The 21,366-nt window shown below is 63.8% G+C and carries 18 protein-coding genes; 4 read left to right on the top strand and 14 right to left on the bottom strand.

The window, feature by feature from the left end; all coding sequences use genetic code 11:
- Positions 1–4: 4 nt before the first annotated feature.
- Positions 5–622, bottom strand: coding sequence for a flavin reductase family protein (locus RX328_RS27145; RefSeq protein ID WP_213247773.1), 618 nt, complete (start codon positions 620–622; stop codon positions 5–7).
- 11 nt (positions 623–633) lie between these two features.
- Complete coding sequence (locus RX328_RS27140) at positions 634–1,611, bottom strand: Bug family tripartite tricarboxylate transporter substrate binding protein (protein WP_213247455.1); 978 nt, start codon at positions 1,609–1,611, stop codon at positions 634–636.
- Positions 1,612–1,782: 171 nt separating this feature from the next.
- Here RX328_RS27140 and RX328_RS27135 point away from each other — a divergent pair, with 171 nt between their 5' ends.
- On the top strand, positions 1,783–2,571 hold the full coding sequence (locus RX328_RS27135) for an IclR family transcriptional regulator (protein ID WP_213247453.1): 789 nt from the start codon (positions 1,783–1,785) through the stop codon (positions 2,569–2,571).
- 184 nt (positions 2,572–2,755) lie between these two features.
- Here the strand turns inward: RX328_RS27135 and RX328_RS27130 are convergent, their stop codons facing one another.
- The 8 genes from RX328_RS27130 to RX328_RS27095 form a co-directional block, all read right to left on the bottom strand.
- Complete coding sequence (locus RX328_RS27130) at positions 2,756–3,847, bottom strand: sensor histidine kinase (protein ID WP_213247451.1); 1,092 nt, start codon at positions 3,845–3,847, stop codon at positions 2,756–2,758.
- Complete coding sequence (locus RX328_RS27125; protein ID WP_213247449.1) at positions 3,844–4,284, bottom strand: response regulator; 441 nt, start codon at positions 4,282–4,284, stop codon at positions 3,844–3,846. Before RX328_RS27125 ends, RX328_RS27130 begins: the two co-directional genes overlap by 4 nt.
- Positions 4,281–5,813 (bottom strand): sensor histidine kinase, encoded by a 1,533-nt coding sequence (locus RX328_RS27120; protein ID WP_213247447.1) that lies wholly within the window; start codon positions 5,811–5,813, stop codon positions 4,281–4,283. Before RX328_RS27120 ends, RX328_RS27125 begins: the two co-directional genes overlap by 4 nt.
- Positions 5,814–5,919: 106 nt before the next feature.
- On the bottom strand, positions 5,920–7,281 hold the full coding sequence (accC, locus tag RX328_RS27115) for an acetyl-CoA carboxylase biotin carboxylase subunit (protein ID WP_213247445.1): 1,362 nt from the start codon (positions 7,279–7,281) through the stop codon (positions 5,920–5,922).
- A gap of 87 nt (positions 7,282–7,368) precedes the next feature.
- Positions 7,369–7,866, bottom strand: coding sequence for an acetyl-CoA carboxylase biotin carboxyl carrier protein (gene accB, locus RX328_RS27110; protein WP_213247443.1), 498 nt, complete (start codon positions 7,864–7,866; stop codon positions 7,369–7,371).
- 86 nt (positions 7,867–7,952) lie between these two features.
- Entirely contained in the window at positions 7,953–8,432 is a 480-nt protein-coding gene (gene aroQ / locus RX328_RS27105; RefSeq protein WP_213247441.1) for a type II 3-dehydroquinate dehydratase, read from the bottom strand.
- Positions 8,433–8,728: 296 nt separating this feature from the next.
- The gene (locus RX328_RS27100) at positions 8,729–9,313 is read right to left on the bottom strand and encodes a hypothetical protein (protein WP_409410728.1); all 585 of its coding nucleotides are present in this window, start codon (positions 9,311–9,313) and stop codon (positions 8,729–8,731) included.
- A gap of 35 nt (positions 9,314–9,348) precedes the next feature.
- Positions 9,349–10,479, bottom strand: coding sequence for a YadA family autotransporter adhesin (locus tag RX328_RS27095; RefSeq protein ID WP_213247439.1), 1,131 nt, complete (start codon positions 10,477–10,479; stop codon positions 9,349–9,351).
- A 296-nt stretch (positions 10,480–10,775) separates the two neighbouring features.
- Here RX328_RS27095 and RX328_RS27090 point away from each other — a divergent pair, with 296 nt between their 5' ends.
- The gene (locus tag RX328_RS27090) at positions 10,776–11,912 is read left to right on the top strand and encodes a helix-turn-helix transcriptional regulator (protein WP_213247437.1); all 1,137 of its coding nucleotides are present in this window, start codon (positions 10,776–10,778) and stop codon (positions 11,910–11,912) included.
- Between the two features lie 98 nt (positions 11,913–12,010).
- On the opposite strand, the gene RX328_RS27085 is transcribed toward RX328_RS27090, so the two are convergent.
- From RX328_RS27085 to RX328_RS27075, 3 genes are all read right to left on the bottom strand, one after another.
- On the bottom strand, positions 12,011–12,829 hold the full coding sequence (locus RX328_RS27085; protein ID WP_213247435.1) for a DUF1236 domain-containing protein: 819 nt from the start codon (positions 12,827–12,829) through the stop codon (positions 12,011–12,013).
- A 211-nt stretch (positions 12,830–13,040) separates the two neighbouring features.
- The gene (locus RX328_RS27080) at positions 13,041–13,808 is read right to left on the bottom strand and encodes a DsbA family protein (protein WP_213247433.1); all 768 of its coding nucleotides are present in this window, start codon (positions 13,806–13,808) and stop codon (positions 13,041–13,043) included.
- A 153-nt stretch (positions 13,809–13,961) separates the two neighbouring features.
- Entirely contained in the window at positions 13,962–15,365 is a 1,404-nt protein-coding gene (locus RX328_RS27075; protein WP_213247431.1) for a M48 family metalloprotease, read from the bottom strand.
- A 228-nt stretch (positions 15,366–15,593) separates the two neighbouring features.
- Between RX328_RS27075 and RX328_RS27070 the strand changes: the two genes are divergently transcribed.
- A complete protein-coding gene (locus tag RX328_RS27070; protein WP_213247429.1) occupies positions 15,594–16,781 on the top strand; it encodes a pyridoxal phosphate-dependent aminotransferase in 1,188 nt (395 codons plus the stop codon).
- Positions 16,782–16,851: 70 nt separating this feature from the next.
- Positions 16,852–17,454, top strand: coding sequence for a biotin transporter BioY (locus RX328_RS27065; protein ID WP_213247771.1), 603 nt, complete (start codon positions 16,852–16,854; stop codon positions 17,452–17,454).
- Between the two features lie 120 nt (positions 17,455–17,574).
- Here RX328_RS27065 and RX328_RS27060 read toward each other — a convergent pair whose 3' ends face one another.
- Positions 17,575–20,682: a ribonuclease E/G gene (locus tag RX328_RS27060; protein WP_213247427.1), complete on the bottom strand. Its 3,108-nt coding sequence runs from the start codon at positions 20,680–20,682 to the stop codon at positions 17,575–17,577.
- Positions 20,683–21,366 lie beyond the last annotated feature (684 nt).

Below are 21,366 nucleotides of genomic sequence, written 5' to 3'. Positions count from 1 at the left end.
CGCTTCAGGATTCAGTCTTCGAAGTCTGAAACACGGGTTTCAGGGTGACGATCTCGCCGAGCTTGGCGTAACGCGGACCGGCGATGCGGGCGATCGGGTCGAGCGCCTCGGTCTCGATCTTGCCGTTATTCAAAAGGCTATCCCTGATGTGGAAGACCAGCACTTCGCCGACGATGAGCCGGCTGCGGGTCTCGCCGAATTCGAGGCACTGGCGGAAGCGGCATTCCATCGCAATCGGCGCGGCCGCGAGACGAGGCACCTTGATCCGCTCTCCCGGCAGCGTCGAAAGCCGCAATTCCTCGACTTCGCTGACGTCGGGCGGATGTTCGGTGGAGCTCTCATGCACCGCGGTCATCAGGCTGGAATCTGCGATGTGAACGACGTATTCCTCGTTGTTGAGAATGTTCTGCGCCGTATCCTTGTAGATTCCACCCTTGCGGCCGACGCTGATGGCCAGCATCGGGGGCTTCGGGGAGACGAACGTAAAGGCAGAGAACGGGGCGAGGTTGAGCACGCCGCCGCTCGACAGGCTGGTTACCCAGGCAATCGGACGGGGCACGACAACGCCCGTGATCAGCCGGTAAGCCGTTTCAGCATCGAGATATGCAGGATCGATCAGCATCGCGATGCGCTTCAATCAGCCTTGATGTTCGCCTTGCGGACGACGGGAATCCACTTGGCGTCCTCGCGTTCGAGATAGCTCGTGAACTCTGCCGGCGTCATAGATACGGCCTCGGCGCCAAGCGCGTTGAATTTCTGAACGATCGCGGGATCTTTCAGGATCTCTGCGAGAGTATCGTGGAGCTTGGTCACGATCTCGGCCGGCGTGCCAGCCGGCGCGAACAGGCCGGTAAAAGTCTGGCCGTCGAATTCCTTGTAGCCGAGTTCAGTGAAGGTCGGGACATCCGGCAGCCAGGAGGCACGGTGGCTACCGGTGACGGCGAGCGCGCGCAGCATGCCGCTCTTGATCGAAGGCAATCCGACGGAGATCTGGTCCAGCGCAAACTGCACCTGTCCGCCGATCAGGTCGTTGAGAGCGGGCGCGTTGCCGCGGTAATGAACCGTCAGCCATTGCAGGCCCAGCGTCGACTGCATCAGTTCGCTGAGCAGATGGTTGGTGGTGCCCTGGCCGGGCGAGGCCATCGTCAGCTTGCCCGGATCGCGGCGAGCGAGCTCGATGAATTCCTTCAGGTCCTTGGCCCTCACCGATGGATGCACTTCGAGCACCAGCGGCGTCATCGTGATCGAGGTGATGGGAACGAAGTCCCGCTTCCAGTTGTAGGCCTCGCGCTTGGCGATCTCGGGTGCGAACAGCACCGGACCATTGGCGCCGACGAACAAGGCATAGCCGTCGGGTGGCATTTTCGCGAACGCCTCGCCGGCGATCAGTCCGCCGGCGCCAGCCTTGTTTTCCACGATGAACGGTTGGCCCAGCTTCGCCTGCAGCCTGTCGGCGATGACGCGCGCGGCGCTGTCGACATTGCCGCCTGCCGGGTAAGGGACGATCAGCTTGACCTGACGCGCCGGCCATTGCTGGGCGTCTGCCGGTGTGTTCAACGCTGCCGTGAATAGTGCCGACAGAGCGACGCCTGCGATCGCGAAAAATTTCATCGCATCCTCCCGAAAAGCGGCACATCTGCCGCTACATTCTTGTTTTGCGCGAGCCCCGTCCGAGCGGCATGCGCGCATGTATTGTTCCGCGCCGCGATCTTGCGCGCAGCCCTTCCGCTGTCGACCAAATTGTGGTGTTTTTGTCCACAATGTGGACAGCGGGCAGGGCGTATGACGAACGGTCGATTAAAAGCACGAGGGCCGCTACAGGGTGGGCAGGCGATCCGCCGCGCGTTGGCCGTGCTGCGGACGCTCGCGGTTGGCGGGGAACGAGGCGTACCGCTGGCTGAAGTCGTGCAGGCGACCTCGCTCGCCCGCCCTACGGTACATCGCATCGTGCACGTGCTGATCGAGGAGGGGATTGTCGAGCGCAGCGAGCGGACGGGAAATTATGTTGTCGGCCGCCAGGTGCCCGAATTGGCGCTGGCGCGTCCATCGCGTTCGCCCCTGATGATTGCAGCCGAGCCGCATCTGGCGGCGGCGTCGGCGCAACTCGGCGATACCTTGTTTCTCACGGTACGCACCGGCCTTGATACGCTTTGCGTGGCGCGCCGCATCGGCAGCTATCCGATCCAGGTGTTGTCGATCGAGGTCGGTGTACGCCGTCCCCTGGGCGTCAGCAGCGCTGGAGTGGCGATCCTGGCCGCCATGCCGTCAGCAGAGGCGCGCAAGATCGTGCTCGCCAACGAAACGCGATTTGGTGCTTACCGGACCGATACGGCCACCGTGCTTGGCCAAATCCAGCTCGCGCGCCGCCGAGGCTACAATCTGCGTGATGTCGGCCTGGTGCAGGGAACGAAGTCGCTTTCGGCCTGGATCCGGACTCCTGACGGCCAGCCCGCCGCCGCGATTACGCTCTCCGCCATCCGCAACAGGTTGAGTCCGCGTCGTGCGATCGAGGTGGCGGACGCACTTGTCGCGGCTGCGCGGGCGATAGAGGCGGCGACGGCGAGGGATTGACCGTGAACCAAGATCGCGTGGAAAGGACGTCCTTCGAGCCGGCCTCATGTCCCGGACGCGGTGCGGCGTGCGACGCCGCTCCGCAGAGCCGGGACCCATGCTATGCCGTTGGACGGGACCCCGGATCAGCAGCGCACCATGCCGCAAGTGCGGCACGATGCGCAGCATCCGGGGAACGCAAAGCCTAGCTCGCCGCGGCGTTGTTCGACTTCGGCGCCGCTGCCGCGACGCGGCGGAAGCGCAGTACGATCCTGGTGCCGTGGTGGTTGGGATCGCGCTCGGCACTGGCATCCAGTTTGGCGGCCATGGCGCTCACGATGCGTTGTCCCATGCCGGTGGAACGCGGGTCTGACTTGGCGTTGAGGCCGACGCCGTCGTCCGCGATCGAGACCACGAGGTCTTCGCCGTCGGGCTTGAGCTCGACGTGAATGGGACCGGCGCCATCGGGATAGGCGTATTTGACGGCGTTCATCACCAGTTCGTTGACGATGATGCCGATCGCCACCGCGCGGTCCGGGTCGATCTCGATCGGTTCGGCCTTGAGCGTCAGCCGCGACATCTTGTTGCCCTCGGCCGAGCGGCGCAGATCTTCCAGTAGAGCTTCGAGATACTGGTTCAAGAGCACGCTCTTGAGATCGTGCGAAGTATAGAGACGACGGTGGACCTGGGCGACCGCGGCGACGCGGCCCATCGCATTGGTCAGCGCCGCCTTGACATCGTCCTGGGTTGCCGAATTGGCCTGCAGGTGCAGCAGCGAGGCGATGATCTGCAGGGAGTTGCCGACACGGTGGTTGACTTCGCGCAGCAGCACTTCACGTTCGGCGGCGAGCGCCGCGTAGCGGTCGCGTGAGGCGTGAACCTCGGCTTCGGCCTCGTCGCGGGCCCGTTGAAGCTCGGCCTGCCTGAGCGCGCCGTCGATCGCGACCTGAAGCAGCGGAATGAAATCGCCCCTGACGTCCTTGACGAGATAGTCGGCGGCGCCGGCCTTCAGCGCCGTGACAGCGATTGCCGAATCCTGCGCGGCCGTGACAAACACCACCGGCGGGGCGTCCGGTATCGCCATGATGCGTTCGAGCGTTTCGAGGCCGTCGAGACCCGGCATGTACTGGTCGAGCGCAATCACATCGATACCGCCTTGCGCCAGCCGCGCCAGCCCCTCTTCGCCGCCCGCCGCGTGCACGACCTTGAAGCCTGCCCGCGTCAGGCCGCGGTCGACCAGCCGGGCGAGGCCGGCGTCGTCGTCGATATAGAGCAGTGTCGGCGTCGCGGGTTTCATGTGGCGGCCGGAGGGACCTGAATGACGGAAAAGAACAGACCGAGTTGGCGAATGGCGTTGGCGAAGCTTTCGTAGTTCACGGGCTTGGTGATGTAGACGTTGCAACCGAGTTCGTAGCAGCGCTTGATCTCGTAGGAGTCGTCGGTCGTGGTCAGCACCACGACCGGCGTGGTCTTGAGATACTGGTTTTCCTTCACCCGTTTCAGAATGTCGATGCCGGACGTATCGGGCAAGTTGAGATCGAGCAGAATTAGAAGCGCGCCGCCCTTGTGGTCGAGGCCCGTCCCGTCCTTGCCGAACAGATAGTTCAGCGCTTCTGTACCGCTGGTGAACGGTATTATCTCGTTGTTGACGCCGGATCGGCGGATGTTCCGTTCGATCAGGCGAGCATGGCCCTCGTCGTCCTCGATCATGATGATGGTGACTGGATTACTCATGTCCGTATGTTCCGGTTACCCGCTGGCCAATTAATAGGCAGCGTGATCGTGAACGTGCTGCCCTGGTGAAGTTCCGATGCGACCGACATGGTTCCTCCCAAGCGGCGCACCAATGCGCGTACATGGGCAAGCCCGATGCCTTGTCCCGGCTTGTCCTGGGTTCCCGCGCGGCGGAACAAATCGAAAATGCGCTGATGATCCTTGGGATCGATGCCGCGGCCATTGTCTGTTATCTCGAAAACCGCAAAGCCGAGCTTGGTGCGGCCGCGAACCGTGATTTCGCCGGGGACGCCGGTCTTGAGATATTTGAGCGCATTGTCGATCAGATTGGAGAATATCTGCTCCAGCGCAAGGCGATCGCTGACGATATTCGGCAATGCGTCGATCCGGATCTCGGCCTGGGCTTCCGCGGCCTGGTGCGCCACGGTCGCCACAATGCCTTCGATCAGCTCTTTGGTATTGATCCAGACCGGCTCGAACTCGCGCCGCCCCTCGCGGGTGAGATTGAGGATCGCCGATATCAGCCGATCCATCTTGCCGATCGACGATTTAATGAAGGCGAGCGCCTCGGAGAAGTCCTCCGAGAGCTTCTTGTCTTGACCTTCGAGTACGGGCTCGGCGGTATCGGTGGCATTTTCCGGGGCGGGCGGCGCTTCGGATTGCGCGCGGGAAAGTGCTGCGATCCGTTTGAAGATGTCCCCGCGCAATTCCTCGAGCTCGCTGGTGAAGCCCATGATGTTCACCAGCGGTGAGCGCAGATCGTGGCTGACGATATAGGCGAAGCGCTGGATCTCGTCATTGGCCTCGCGCAGGTCCGCCGTGCGCTCGTCGATGGTGTTTTCGAGATTGAGATTGCTGTCGCGCAATTGCGTCTCGGCCTCGTCGCGGGCGCGCGATGAGCGTCGCACCAGAAAGATTGAAATTCCGGCGAGCGCGATTACGAGGCCAGATCCCGCCACCGTCACCAGCGAGGCCAACTGCTGAGTGCGATCTGCGGTCGCGGTGCGTGCCAGAAACAGCCGGTCTTCCTCGGCCCGCATAGCCTGTGCGACATCGCGGATGATCGTGCTCGTATCGCCGGCAGCCGCTTCGCGTACCAGGGCGGTAGCACTCTGCGGATCGCCCTGCTTGACGAAAGTCATCTCTTTGGCGAACTGGCTGAGCCGGGTCTCGATCGCTGGCCGCAGCTTCTTTAAGTGTTCGACCTGGGCGGCGTTGTCGCTCGTCGATCGCTCCAACTTTTCGAAATAGGGCAGGACATTGGACACTGCAGAATCGTGGTCGCGAAGAAACTCCGGTCCCGAGGTCAAGAGATAGCCGCGGGCGCCGCTTTCGGCTCGCCGTATTTCCAAGAGCAGGGCATTGAGGTGATTCTGCACCTCAATGGTTTGAACTACCGAAGCGTTGGCCTTGCGCGCTTCGTTGACGAGCATGACGGAGGCGGCGCTGACGGCTACCAGCACCAACAATGCCGCCGCGAGCAGCAGGATTTGTCCCATGGCGCGCCGGCGCTGAGCATCAGCGGTCACAAGATCTCGGTTCATAAAGACGAAACTGCCCTGCCTGAATGCCCCAACACCTCCTAATACCGGGAGGGTCTAATTGGTTCCATTGGTAGGGGAACTTCCGAGGCAGCTACGGCGCTTTTCCGTCCGCCGGCTGGCCGGCGAGGTACTGCTCGAGCCAGTGAATGTGGTAGTCGCCGTTGATGATATCGGCCTCCCGGACCAGCGCCCGGAACAGCGGCAGCGTGGTTTCGATGCCGTCGACCACCATCTCGTCGAGTGCCCGGCGCAGCCGCATCAGGCATTCGGCGCGAGTCTTGCCGTGCACGATCAGCTTGCCGACGAGTGAATCATAGTAGGGCGGAATGACGTAACCCTGATAGACCGCGGAATCGATCCGCACGCCGAGCCCCCCGGGCGGGTGGAATTGCGTGATCTTGCCGGGCGAGGGGCGGAAGGTCTGCGGGTTTTCCGCATTGACGCGGCATTCGATGGCATGCCCGATGATAGCAATCTCGTCCTGCTTCGCGGGCAAGTCGCCGCCGGCGGCGATCCGGATTTGCTCCAGCACGAGGTCGATGTCGGTGATGCTCTCGGTGACGGGATGCTCGACCTGGATGCGCGTGTTCATCTCGATGAAATAGAACTCGCCATCCTCATAGAGGAATTCGATGGTGCCGACGCCGAGATATTTCATGTCCCGCATCGCCTTGGCGCAGGTCTCGCCGATCTTGGCGCGGGCGGCGGCGGCGAGAACCGGCGAGGGGCCTTCTTCCCAGACCTTCTGGTGACGGCGCTGTAGCGAGCAATCGCGCTCGCCGAGATGGATCGCACCGCCGCGGCCGTCACCGAGAATTTGGATCTCGATGTGGCGCGGCTTCTGCAGGTATTTTTCGAGATAGACCGAGGCGTCGCCGAACGCGGATTTCGCCTCGTTGGAGGCGGTGGACAGCGCCAGCATCAGGTCGTCGGCGGTGCGCGCCACCTTCATGCCGCGTCCGCCGCCGCCGGCCGCCGCTTTCACCAGCACAGGAAAGCCGATCGCCTTGCCGATCGCCAGCGCGTCGTCGTCCGACGAGACCGCGCCGTCGGAGCCCGGTACCACCGGAATGCCGAGCCGCTTGGCGGTCTTCTTGGCCTCGATTTTGTCGCCCATCAGGCGGATGTGTTCGGCCTTCGGGCCGATGAAATGCAGATTGTGCTCGGCGAGGATTTCGGCGAAGCGGGCGTTCTCGGAAAGAAAGCCGTAGCCGGGATGCACGGCATCCGCGCCCGTTATCTCGCAGGCCGCGAGCAGCGCCGGGACGTTGAGATAGGAGTCCTTGGAAGGCGGCGGCCCGATGCAGACGCTCTCGTCGGCGAGCCGCACATGCATCGCGTCGGCGTCGGCGGTGGAATGCACGGCAACGGTGGAGATGCCGAGCTCCTTGCACGCGCGCAGCACGCGCAGGGCAATTTCGCCGCGATTGGCTATGAGGATCTTGTCGAACATGCGGCTCCCGCCGGCGAGTAGCGAGTGGCGAATGGCGAATGGTCAGCGCTCAAGACCATTCGTTATTCGCTACTCGCCATTCGCCATCTACTCAATAATGACCAATGGCTCGCCGAATTCGACCGGCTGGCCGTCCTCGACGAGAATTTGCGTCACCGTGCCCGCGCGCGGCGACGGGATCTGGTTCATCGTCTTCATCGCTTCGATGATCAGGAGAGTCTGGCCGGCCGAGACTTTGGTGCCGACCTCGATGAACGGCTTGGCGCCGGGTTCAGGCGCCCAATAGGCGGTGCCGACCATCGGCGAGGGGACCACGCCTGGATGCTTGGCCAGATCAGCACCCGCAGCGCTCGCCGCAGCGATAGCTGCCGCCGCAGCCGGCGCCGGCTGGAAGCTCGCCGGCATCGCCGCCGACACGCTGATGTTGCGCGCGACACGCACCCGCAGCCCAGCGCGCTCGATCTCGATCTCGGTCAGGCTGGTCTCGTCCAGCAACAGCGCGAGTTCGCGAATGAGCTCGCTGTCGTCGCTCTTTAGGTTTGCGGCTGATTTGTCCGCTGACTTGTTGTCGGGCTGGCGGGCCATGCTCTTGATCCGGAATTCTCGATGTGGGTGACGGCTTAAGCGTCAGGTGTCGTTCGACGTCAGATTTTTGAGGTCAGTTTTTGAAGTCAGTCTTTGGCCTTGGCGCCGAGTTTGGCGGCCAGGCCTGATATTGCGAGCCGGTAGCCATCGACGCCGAAACCGCAGAGCGATGCAAAGGCGGCCATGGCCGTGAAGGAGTGGTGACGGAAGCTCTCGCGGGCGTGGATGTTGCTGATGTGCACTTCCACCGTCGGGATTTTGACCGCGACCAGCGCATCGTGCAACGCGATCGAGGTGTGCGAATACCCGCCGGCGTTGATGATGATCCCGGCCGCCTTCTTCGCATGCGCCTCATGGATGAAGTCGATCAACTCGCCCTCGCGGTTGGACTGGCGGCAATCGGCCTTCAGGCCGAACTGTGCTGCCGTTTCGACGCAAAGTTTTTCGACGTCGGCGAGCGTAGCATGGCCGTAGGTTTCGGGCTCGCGCGTCCCCAACATGTTGAGGTTCGGGCCGTTGAGCACATAAATCGTCGCGGCAGAGGCTTGGGTGCTTCCTTGGGCCATCTAGATTCCAGCAAAAGGGGCGGGCGGGTCGCGGGGTTATAGGTAACAACGCGGCCAAGGGGAAGCCTTTAGGCCGTTCTGGACCCCTTTCAAATGCCTCATCCTGTTCATAAAAAGGCGAACAGAACCTGCTGAATCTGTTCCGTTAACCAATGTCAAGAGAAGGGCACAGTAACCGGGGCGGTGGGATCACCCCACATTACCACCGGTTCTGGCCTCGCAGGCTTTCGGTGAGGCACTGCGGAAATTGTGCTGCCCGAGATGCAGCACCTTGCATTGCAGGCCGCGCGCCCAGTCTATTTAGGTTGCTGGTTGCCGGTTGGCTTGTTCTCCGGCGGCGCGAGCTTGATCGCGGGCGCGGGCTTTGCTGATGCGGCCTGCTTGGCGTTGTTAGGAGGAGGCCTTTGCGCGATCGGCTGCGCGGGTGGCTCAGGTGCGGCGGGGGCGGACGATCCGACGCCGACAGAGATGCCGAACAGCCGCCACTGTCCGTTCACCGGCGCAAACGACAGATCGAAATTGACTTGCGTCGGCACCGAAGGGAAGAAGCCCGCCATACGCATCAGGCCATTGGCCTCGATCTGCGGCAGCAGATTGAGCTGCGGATCAATCACAGCAACGCCGGAGAGATCGAGACTGTCGTTGCGCAGCTTGGCGAAGATCTCACCGAGCCGGGCGGCCGAGTTACTCTGGAAGCCGGGCGCGCCGATGTCGCGCAGCACGGTATAATTGCCGGTCTTGTTGGCCTGATCGAGCGCGAGCAGGGACGACCTGATCAGGATCAGCACCCCGTTGCGATCGATCTGCGCGGGTTTCGGCGTTTGCGCTGATGTCTGCGCATGGCCGGCGGACGTCGTCACCAGCAGCCCGGCTGCAACCAACAGTACTCGCCAGTGGCGCCGGAAGCTTGCCACCGTCAGAACTCGCCTCCCACGCCGATATAGGCGGTATGTTGAGTGCCGCCACCGTTGCCATATCCGCCGACAATGCTGAGCGGCACGCCGGTGTTGAGGCGATGGGCAAATCCAAATCCGAATCCCGCCTCGCTCTGAAACGTCGATCCACGAACTTGCCAAGTCGTCTTGCCCGGCGCCGAGGGCATCGGCGCGCTTGCAGTCGCGACCGCAGCCGCGATGCCGCGCCGCGCCTCGGTACGGTTGTCGCCGATCTGTGCCTGCAATGAACTGATCTGGGACTGGAAGTTGGAACTGACACTGGAAAGCTGACTGACATTGACCGCGTCGGTCGGATTGATTCCGGCCGCCACATTGGTTAGCCGCCGTTCGTTGCCGGCGGTGCCGAACGATACCGTATTAGGAGCACTCGCTACAGAACCGGCACCGATCGCCACCGAATTCGCGGCTAGCGCCTGCGCGCCGGCACCAAGCGCGGTCGCGCCGGTGGCAGTGGCCTGGCTTGCCTGGCCGATCGCGGTGGTGGCGTCGCCAGTGGCGTTGCTGCCTTGGCCGAACGCGCTGGCGGTTGCGCCGTTGGCGAAGCTGTTTTGGCCGGTGGCGGTCGCGAAAGTCCCGTTTGCGTTACTGCTGTGGCCCATGGCGGTTGCGAAGTCGCCATTGGCGAGGTTGAGCGCACCCGTCGCGGTGGCGGAGGCGCCGATCGCGAAGCTGCCGGCGCCCGTCGCCGTCGCGCTGGCGCCGGTCGCCCTGCTGCCCTGGCCGGTTGCGGTGGCGGCCCCGCCATTCGCGGTGCTGAATGCGCCCGTCGCTGTAGCGAGGGCGCCGTTTGCGGTGCTGACCTGACCGATCGCGGTCGCGCCGATGCCAGTCGCGGTCGCGCCATTGCCGGAAGCGTAGGCATTGGCGCCGGTGGCCGTCCCGCCGTCGAGGGATTGCTGGCCCATCGCCGGAACGGCACAGAGGGTTGCCGCTGCGATCGAAACGCCGGCGACCAGCGCCAGCCCTCGCAATGTCCCGCCGGAGAGCACGCCGCTGGCAAGCAGTCGCGTCCGGAGGTCGTGTGGATGATGCCCGTCGGAAGTGTGTGCTGTCGCCCAATCCGCGGCACCCGCTGTCGGAAAGCTTGTCATCGCCGGCCCTTCTCATCGCCGGCCGGTGAAATGACCGTTTGGTGAATGTCAGACATGCAAGCTCCCACGGCGGACGGCACGATTCTGTTAGTTCAATCTGCCGTGAAGCGACCCTGGCCCAAGCGCTGCAGCGGCCGCATCTGACGAACGTCAGAGGGATCGAACCAAGCGGAAGCATCTTGAGGTGAATGTTGCGAAGTGAGGCTTCGCGGCAACAGCGTGCTTGATGCCCATAATCGAGCCTTGCGGCCGGGGCGGCACCTAGGCCAGAGTTCGTGCACAACTCGGTGGGGCGAATGTCTGGCGGTGGGCTATCCGGCGAGGACAAGGTGCTGGACCTTGTCGGATCTATCTACGATGCCGCGCTCGACGCGCAGCTCTGGCCGGGCGTCCTCAACAGAATTGGCGATGCTGTTGGCGGACCGCAGGTGGTGTTCGGATTTTACGATCCGGCGAACGGGATCGTGAGCATGCATGCGCCGCGAACCGATCCAGATATCTTGCGCAGCTTTGACGACTGGACGTCGAATATTCCGGCCTTGCCGTGCACTGGAAACTATCGGCCCGGAGAGGTCTTTACCGGCGCCGACGTCATCTCGCGGGACGAGTTTACCAGCACCGCCTTCTATAACGAATTGTGGCGGCGGGGCGGTTTCAGCGCCGACCCCTTGGTCACCAACCTGTTTGCCGATAGCGCAGCCTCCGGACACATTGCGAGCCACGGACCGCTGAATCAGTCGCAATTTGACGCCAGCCAGAAACGTTTGTTCGCGGCGCTGGCGCAGCATCTGGTTCGGGCAGTCGCGCTGCAGCGCCGTGTGTATCATCTGACGATCGCAAACGAGCGCGCGCTAACCGGCCTCGACGGATTGCAACAGGGTTTTCTGCTTGTCGATGCGGAGGCACGGCCGCTATTCGTCAATCGCGCGGCTCGGGCGCTGCTCGATAGTCGCGATGGCCTGCGGCTCGAGGCAGGCGCTTTGTCGGCGTCCGATGCTGACGGCGGGCGAGCGTTGCGCAGGCTGATCAAGTCATGCGCTGGCGATGCTAGTACCGTAACCGCTTCTGGCGGCGAAGTCGCGCTGGCGCGTGGAACGCGGTTGCCGCTTGATGTTGTCGTGACGCCGGTCAAGCAGGAAAAGGCAACGGCCATCATCCCCTGGACTTTCTCGCAACGTGCTGTCGCGATCGTGCTCGTCTCCGATCCTGAAACAGAGATCCAGGCGCGTGTCGAAGACCTGCGCGAACGGTTCGGGTTCACGCCGGCAGAGGCAGCGTTTGCGCTTGAGATTGTCAAGGGCGACGGTCGCCAGGCCGCCGCTGACAGACTCGGCATTACCGTCGGGACGGCGCGCAGCCATCTCTCCAGCATCTTTGACAAGACAGGTTCACGCCGCCAAGCCGAACTGGTGCGGCTGCTTCTGCGGAAGTGATGCGAAGCATCTCGTTGAGAAGCATCTCGTTGAGTGGAGCCAAGAGCGCAAAAAGGGCGGGCATTGCTGCCCGCCCTCTGATCGTGGCGAATACCGCTTTAGGCTTCCAGAACCGCCACGATTTCGTAGGTGTTCGGATCCACGATCACGATCTGCTCCTTGACGAGGATGTACTTATACCTGCGCCATTCCGGATAGATCGTCACCACTCGCTCCGGCAACGTATGGAAGGTCACGTCGCGCGGTACCCTGGTGCCGACCGAAATCGAGAAGTTCACGTTCGTCACCGGCTGAACGCGTGTCTCCTTGATCGCGGTCGTGATCTGGGTGCGCTGCTCGGTCGAGAGCTTCGCGGCAGCGCCGGCCTGGCCCGTCGTGGTCGTGGTCTGGCCCGCGGCTCCGCCCTGTGTCTGGGTCTGAGTGCGGTCCTGTTGGCCCTGGGCCTTCTGGTCCTTCTGCATGGGTTGGTCACGGCCCTGGGTCGTGGTCTGGTCACGCTGGGTCTGGTCACGTTGTGTCGTGCCCTGATCACGCTGTGTCGTGCCCTGGCCGGTGGTCTGGCCCTTTTCGGATTTCTGTTCGGCCTTCTGTTCGGACTTCATGCCGCCGCGGTCTTCCTTACCCTCGGCCTTCATGTCCTTGCCGCCCTTCATGCGGTCTTCGCTGCGTTGGGTCTTTTCACCGCCCATCGACTTCTGCTCGGACTGCGCGCCCTTCGTTTCGGACGTGCCGCCGCTATCGCGCTGCATGGTGCCTGACGAGGCGCCGCCGCGCTCAGAGGAAGGCGCGCTCTGCTGCGCCGCAGAACCGGCCGACCCTGCGTCGCCGCGTCCCATGCCGGTGCCTTGCGCATTCGCAAAGCCGGTTCCGGCGATCAGGGCCGCCGTCGCGACCGTCATCAGAAAGCGATTACTCATTGAATGTCTCCTCACGTTTCTGCATTGCCCACGCCGACAACGAAAGGAATTGCCTGATGTTCCTGATAGTTGGCAGTTCCGCCGCCTTTGTTTTATGAACGCGGGATGAACCGTTTTGTGAACGTGGGATGAACCGCTGCGCCGCAGAATGCCGCAAAGAAAAAGGCCGGCTGTGAGCCGGCCTTTTCATCGCAATTTGTGAATCATCGCCTCAGCAGGTCGCCTTGCCGCAGCGCGCGTTGCTGATCTTTTCGCGCAAGGCCTCGACACCGACCGCGCCGATCACGACCTGCTTGCCGATCACGTAGCTCGGTGTGCCGTTCATGCCCATCGCCTCGGCGAGCTTGAAATTTTCCTCGAGCGTGTTGCGCACTTCGGCGCTGTTCAGATCCTTCTCCAGCTTCGCCATGTCGAGGCCGACTTCCTTGGCAACGGCCATCGCGCGCGCCTTGTCGGCGGCGCCGCGGCCGGTGAGCAGCTTCTGATGGAAGTCGAGATATTTCTTGCCGGTCGGATCCTGCATGCGCACCGCGACGCCGACCTGGGCGGCTTCGATCGAGCCCGCGCTCAGTACCGGAAATTCCTTGAGTACGACCTTGAGCTTCGGGTCGCTCTTCATCAGCTCCATCATGTCCATCATCGCGCGCTTGCAATAGCCGCAATTGTAATCGAAGAACTCGACGAAGGTGACGTCGCCGTCCTTGTTGCCCACGGTGACGCCGCGCGGCGAGTTGAAGATCGTGTCCGCATTCTTGGCGACGCCGGCTTCGTGCTTGGCGGCTTCGGCTGCGGCCTGACGCTTGCTGAGTTCGGTCATCGCCTCTTCGAGCACCTCGGGATGCGCGATCAGGTAATTGCGGATGATGGCCTCGATGTCGCCGCGCTGGGTATCGGTAAAACTCTGTGCTGAGACGGGCAGCGGCGCGCCGCAGAGCGCCAAAGCGAACAGTGCGGGGATGAGAAGACGGAACGAGGGCATCGATAAATCCTTATGCGGCGAGTTCCCGGGCAATTCTGCTGAAGGCCGGCTCCTCGAGAATATCTTGGTCGGTTGGCCAAATCCTTGATGGCCAAGTCTTGGTAACCAAGTCTTTGGTGACCAAGTCCGATTATAGCCGAATGCGGTTGAATTCTAGTTGCCCTTCTGGCCGGGCAGCGGCTTGGTGTTCACGATGTCGTCAGCCTTGACCCATCCCGGCGTCCCGATCGCGAAGCGTGTTTTTGCCCGTGAGGCGAGATCGCGCGCCGTCTTGCTGTCGCCGCGCAGGTAGGCGGCCTGGGCCGACGCCAGATCGGCCTGCGCGTAATCTCCTTTTCGGCCATAGGCCATCGCAAGCTGCATATAGCCGATCGGCGCCTCGCTCTCGCGCGCTACCGCCGCGCGCAGGATGGCAATCGCCTCGTCGGTGTAGGCGTTGTTGCCGGTTGCCACGAGGGCCTGCCCAAGCAGCATCTCGATGAGCGGAGCGTTGTTGGAGAGCGCTACGGCCTTGCGAAGCGGCGCGATCGCCTCCTGCGGCTTGCCGCCCTCCAGCAGCGCCTGGCCGCGCACCTCGTGGAAATAAGGATTGTTGGGTTGCTGCTGAATCAGGGCGTCGATCTGCGCGAGCGCGCTGCGCAGGTCGCCGTGCCGATAGGTCGCGATAGCATGCGCGTAGCGCGCAGGCAGGCTGTTGTTGGACAGCGGATAGCGCCGGTATACGGTATCCTGCCGCTCCATGAAGGCCGAGATCTTTGCGCGCACCATGTCGTGGCGTAGCTGCAGGGCAGGGTCATCCTTTTTGTCCCAATAAGGGCTCGACCGTGCCAGTTCTTCCAGCGCGGCGACGCGCTGGGCCGGCATCGGATGCGACTGAACGTAAGGGTCTGAGCCGCGCGCGGCGAACAGGCTCTCGTCGGTGAAGCGTCTGAAGGTCTCGTACATGCCCCTGGCGGACTGGCCGGTGGCGGTCAGAAACTTCACGCCGGCCTTGTCGGCGTTCTCTTCCTGCTGACGCACGTAGGAGAGCAGGTTGCGGCGGATCATTTCTCCCGGCGCGGAAAACATCGCCGCGCCGGCGTTGGCCAATCCGCTGTTGCTGCCGCCTTGCGCGCCCGCGACCATCGCGCCGGCGCCAAGCAGCATGGCGATGATCATCTGCGTCTGCGCCAGCGCCATCTGCTCGCGCATCTTGGCAAGATGGCCGCCGGCAAGATGGCCGGTTTCGTGCGCCATCACGCCGATGATCTGGTTTGGCGTCTCCGACTGCATGATCGCGCCGTAGTTCACGAAGATGCGTCGGCCGTCGGCAACGAAGGCGTTGAAGACGCCCTGGTTGATGATGACCATCTGGATGTTCTGCTTTTCCAGACCGGCGGCGCGCAGGATCGGCCGCGTATATTCGCGCAGCAATTGTTCCGTCTCGGTGTCGCGGAGCACCGGTGGGCCCCTGTTCTCTTGCGCCAGCGCGGCCATCGGCGCGACGGCAAGGGCGACCGCAGTGGTCAACGTGGTCAACTTCAGTGATTTCTTGCGTAGGGCGATGCGAAGCAGCATGAGCGATCTTTGGCGATTGACGGTGCATCCGGATTGGCCGGAAGCCGGTTCGGTTTCCGATTAGATCAGAAACGGGTCCTAGTTTGTTGTTTCAATGCGTTTCTTTACCGGAGCCGGTATCACTTCGCTTGAAAACGCTATAACAAGCCACCGAATACGGCCAGTCTGGGGCGCCAACCGGTTCGGGAACCCGAATTCGGGCAGCGCCCGTGCAAATAGCAGAGATCGATGCTGGAATCGACAGTGAGAGATCGCGCAACAGCGCTGCTGACGCCTTCGACACGGAGCGATGTTCCGCCTTTCATGGTGATGGACGTAATGGCGGCCGCAGCGCGCATCGAGGCGGCCGGCGGCCACGTCATTCACATGGAAGTGGGGCAACCGGCGGCGCCCGCGTCCAGAACCGCGATCGCGGCCGCGCACGCGGCGCTCGACGAGGCGCGAATCGACTACACCTCCGCACTCGGCATGCCCACGCTGCGTGCGCGGATTGCCAGGCATTACCGCGACGCTTACGGCTGTGTGGTCGATGCCGACCGCATCGTGATCACGACCGGCTCGTCCGGCGGATTCATTCTGGCGTTCCTGTCGATGTTCGAGCCGGGGGATCGCGTGGCGGTCACGGTGCCGGGTTATCCACCCTACCGGCATATTCTGACCGCGCTCGGTTGCGAGCCGGTACTGATCGAGACCTCGAGCGCGACACGCCATGCGCTGACGGGAGAGGCGTTGCTGGCGGCGCACCGCAAGGCGCCGCTGAAGGGCGTGCTGGTCGGCAGCCCCGCCAATCCGACGGGAACGATGATGTCGCGCGAGGCGCTCACCGGCCTGATCAACGCGGCGGAGGACGCGGGCATCCGCTTCATCTCTGACGAGATCTATCACGGGCTCGACTATGCGTTTCCGGCGGTGACGGCGGCGGGGCTTTCGCCGCAGGCGCTCGTGATCAATTCGTTCTCGAAATATTTCTGCATGACCGGCTGGCGGGTCGGCTGGATGGTGGTGCCGGAGTCTCTGGTCCGTCCGGTCGAGCGGCTGCAGCAGAACCTGTCGATCTCGGTGCCGACGCTGTCGCAGATCGCGGCCGAAGCGGCATTCGAAGGCCGCGAAGAGATGGAGGCGATCAAGCGCGGCTACCAGGAGAACCGTCGCATCCTGATCGAGGGATTGCCGAAGGCCGGTCTAACCAAATTCCTGCCGGCCGATGGCGCGTTCTATCTTTACGCCGATGTTTCGGATTTCACGTCCGACAGTTTCGAGTTTGCCGGCCGCATGCTGGAGAAGGCGCATGTGGCGGCGACGCCGGGCGTCGATTTCGATCCGATCCACGGCCGCAGCTTCATTCGCTTCTCCTATGCGCGCTCGGCCGAGGAGATGCGCGAAGCGGTGACGCGCATCGCGCGTTGGCTGCGATAATACCTCCGGCCCGTCACATACCTCATCCGCACCTATAACCAACCGGGAGCCATCCGTGTCCGCCAGAACCATGACTGAAACCGTCGCGCCATCGCATTTCCCGCTCGCCGCGCTGCTATGGCCGCATCGCGCCGATGGATCGTCGGGCCTGTTGCGCAGCGTGATCCTGATCGCGCTGGGAACGGCGCTGCTGACCTTGTCGGCGAAGGTCAATCTGCCGTTGCCCTATGTACCGATGACGCTGCAGACGCTTGTCGTGCTGGTGATCGGCGCAGCCTATGGCTGGCGGCTCGGCAGCGCTACACTCATGGCCTATCTGGCGGAGGGGGCGATCGGATTTCCGGTATTCGCGGGCCCGGTCGGCGGCCTCGCGCCGTTCGTCGGTCCGACGGCCGGATATCTCGTCGGCTTCGTAGCGGCGGCCTTCGTGACGGGATGGCTGAGCGAGCGCGGCTGGGACCGATCCGTGCTCCGGCTATTCGTGGCGATGGCGCTCGGACACGTTCTCATTCTTGCCGCCGGATTTGGTTGGCTTGCGTTCGGCATCAAGCTCGGCGTCGAAAAGGCGTGGCTGGTCGGCATTGCGCCTTTCATCGCGGCATCGCTGATCAAGAACGCGCTCGGCGCTGCTCTCGTGCCGGCGATCCGGCGGATCTTTGATCCGCGCGGTTAAGCGATCGCATCCGCTAATAGCAGCCGTCTCCAGTTTCACGCTGGCGATCGGTCTCGTAGACACCGCCAACAAAAACCGCCCGGTTTTCGCCGGGCGGTTTTTCTTTTTGGGTTCGATTCCTTACTCGCCGCTGCCGAAGCGCCGTGACCACCAGCCTGCCTTGCGTGGCGCAGCTTCGCCCGATGCGGCCGGCGCAGGTTCGGCTGGAGCGGGCGCGGGGTGCGCGAGCGGCTCTGGCGTGTTCTGACTGACGGCGGGCGCCGGTTCGGCCGGAACGCTGGTCATGAAGCTGACTTTCTCGCGCACGGTCGAGCGCCGCCGCGCCGCGGCGCGCTCGGCCTCTTGCCTGGTTTCCTCAGCGGTTGGCGCCGGCGCACTCGCAACCGGCTCCGGCTGGGCATCGGCCGCAGGCTGCATCTCCGCCGGCGGCGAGACCGGTTCGGGCTGGGCGTCGGCCTGCACCAGTGATGGCGCGGGCTCGGACGAGCCGCCCTCGAAATCGGCAACCGCGCTGGTCGCCTCCGGAACTGGGGTCGGCCCGAGTTCGTCTGCAATCGACCCGGCAAGACCATCTTCCAGTCCGGTACCGCGCCGGCGGCGTCCGCCGCGACGGCCACGGCGGCGCGGGCGCCGCTCGCCACCGGCAGCTTGATCGCCACGGACCGTGCCGGCCTGTTCGTCGCCTTCGTCCTCGTCGGCTTCGCCGTCCTCGGCGATCGCGCCGTCGACGGCCTCGCCTGCGACGCGCATCGCGTCACCGTCCTCGCGCGGGGCACCACCTTCACGCGGCTCGCCACGGCCGCGCCGGCGCCGGCGCCGCTTGCGGCGGTGACCGTCTCCTTCGCCTTCGCCCACCACTGCCTCGGCGGCGTCGTCGGTCAGCCCCTCGGTCTCCTCCGTTTCGATCTCGGATTCGGTCTCGATGTCGAACGCCTCGTCGTCGTCATAGGCTTCCTCGACTTGCGGCGGGAAGGCGGCAGCCTGTGCCGCCAGCAACGCCTTGGCGGCTTCCAGCGTGTGCACCTGCTCGCCGCGGTCGATGACGTATGACTGCTGGCCACTCACGGTAGCGTCGGCGACGACGGCCAGCGAAACCTTGAAGGCGTTTTCGAGATCGCGCAGGTGGCCGCGCTTGTGGTTGAGCACATAGAGCGCCACGTCGGTGCGGGTGCGCACCACCAGATTGTGGGTCGCGCCCTTCATCAGGATTTCCTCGATGCCGCGGAGCAATTGCAGCGCGACCGAGGAGACCGAGCGCACGTGGCCGCTGCCGCCGCATTGCGGGCAGGGCTCCGTCGAGCTTTCCAGCACGCTGGCACGGATGCGCTGGCGCGACATTTCCAGAAGGCCGAAATGCGAGATGCGTCCGACCTGGATGCGCGCGCGATCCTGCCGCAGGCAGTCGGATAGCTTGCGCTCCACCGCGCGGTTGTTGCGCTTCTCGTCCATGTCGATGAAGTCGATGACGATCAGGCCGGCAAGATCGCGCAGACGCAACTGCCGCGCCACTTCCTCCGCCGCTTCCATGTTGGTCTTGAGCGCGGTGTCCTCGATGTGATGTTCGCGGGTCGAGCGGCCGGAGTTGACATCGATCGATACCAGCGCCTCGGTCTGGTTGATGACGATGTAGCCGCCGGAACGGAGCTGCACCGTTGGCGAGAACATTGCGTCCAACTGGCTTTCGACGCCCATCCGCGAGAACAGCGGCTGGCCATCGCGATACTGCTTCACCGCCCGTACGTTCGAGGGCATCAGCATCTTCATGAAGTCGCGCGCTTCCTGATAGCCGGCTTCGCCGGCGACCTGGATTTCGTCGATCTCCTTGTTGTAGAGGTCGCGCAGCGAGCGCTTGATCAGCGAGCCTTCCTCGTAGACGAGGGTGGGGGCCTGCGACTTCAGCGTCATGTCGCGCACGGTCTCCCACATCCGGATCAGATATTCGAAGTCGCGCTTGATCTCGGGCTTGGTCCGCGAGGCGCCGGCGGTGCGCAGGATGATCCCCATGCCCTCGGGCACGTCGAGGTCCTGCACCACTTCCTTCAGCCGCGAACGGTCCTGGGCCGAGGTGATCTTGCGGCTGATGCCGCCGCCACGGGCGGTGTTAGGCATCAGGACGGCGTAGCGGCCGGCCAGCGAGAGGTAGGTCGTCAGCGCCGCACCCTTGTTACCACGCTCTTCCTTGACGACCTGAACCAGCATCACCTGGCGGCGCTTGATGACTTCCTGAATCTTGTACTGGCGGCGTGGCCGGAAGGGGCGCTCCGGAACTTCCTCCAGCACGTCGTCGCCACCGACGGATTCGACGACTTCCTCTTCGGCGTCCTCGCCATCGTCCTCATCGTCATGGCCGTCATCGGCTTCCAGAGCCGCGGCGGGCTCATCGGGAGGGGGAGTATAATCGCCGACGTGCTCGACATGCGGCACGTCGTCGGCATGGGCGGCGTTTTCCCGCGCACGCTCTTCGTCATGACGGTCGTCATGGCCGTCATCGGCCTGCACCTCGGCAGCTTCGACCGACGCAGGGGCAGGCGCATCGGATTGCACCTCCGCGACCGGCGCTTCGCTCGCGGCAGGCGCTTGTTCGCGTTCGTCGTGATCATGCACAGGGTGATCGGCATCTTGCGCCCGCTCGTCCCCATGCGCCTCATGCTCGTGCGCATCACGATCGTGAGGAGCCGCTTCGGCGTGATGTTCGGCGTCATGCGCCGGCGTCTCGCCGGCCTGCACGGCCTCAGGCTCGTGCAGATGTTCTTGAAAATCTTGGTCGTGAAAACTTTCTTGGCGCTCATAGGGCTGGGCGGCCTGCGAGGGATCCTCGCTGGCACCCTCGACCACGTCGCTCTGGACACGGTCGCCATGGCCGCGGCGGCGTGCATTGCGGTGGCGCGAGCGGCGGCGATGGCTGGAGCGGTTCTCGCTCTCTTCCTCGGCCTCGCGGTGGGCGCGCTCGTCGGCCTCGATCAGCGCCTGACGGTCGGCGACCGGGATCTGATAGTAATCCGGGTGGATTTCGCTGAACGCCAGGAAGCCGTGGCGGTTGCCGCCATATTCGATGAACGCCGCCTGCAGCGACGGTTCTACGCGCGTGACCTTGGCGAGATAGATATTGCCGCGGAGCTGCTTGCGCTGGGCGGTCTCGAAATCAAATTCTTCGACGCGGTTGCCGCGGACCACAACGACCCGGGTCTCTTCCGGGTGGGTGGCGTCGATTAACATCTTGTTGGGCATTTTGGAACTCTTGACGGGGGCGGGCGCGGTGCATGGCGCGCGCAAATTGCGCGGCCCGGTGACGCGACGGTCCACCTGATTCGGGGGTGAGGGGAAGGCCAAAACGCACGTCTTGGCGCCGCGCCGAACGGGGACCCACCGGAGCGGTGCGACGCGCAAGGCTTTCGCCTCGCGTCGGCGCGATCGTTCCGTGGATCTTGGTCGGCAACACAGTCTGGCGCATCAAGCGTCGGCCCGTCTGAACATGTTGGCGGAAAGGATACCGCCGTATCTATCGCTGAAGGCCCGGTTCGGCGCCTAAGCGCCCGCCGGCCATCGCATATCGGACCGTTAGGGTCCGGATAATCAGTTTTGCCGTGTCTCAAACCGCCCCTGGAAATAAGGACCTGGGACCGGACGCCGCTCGGGCTCGAAACCGCCGCTCCGTGTCAGCCGCGCGCGGCGCTGGCTGTGGAGGGATCGGGAAAGACGCAGGTTCCTCCGGGCTTCGGAGGTTCCGGCGCTGCACCGGGAGGCTGAACGCGACACAACCGGGAGTACTAGCCGTCAGCACCTCGTACATACGTGGATTGGGGGCTCCGTGCAAGGGAAGCGCAAGGGAACCCGCCGCCGAGCGTCGCAGCGCGGCAACACTTGCTGCTTTTTCGTTGATCAGACGTTAAGGCCCAATTAACCCTGCGGTTC

The sequence above is a fragment of the Bradyrhizobium sp. sBnM-33 genome, from assembly GCF_032917945.1.
Taxonomy (GTDB): Bacteria; Pseudomonadota; Alphaproteobacteria; order Rhizobiales; family Xanthobacteraceae; genus Bradyrhizobium.
The sequence above is the reverse complement of the archived record's forward strand: the minus strand, read 5'-3'. Positions and strand labels throughout refer to the sequence as shown.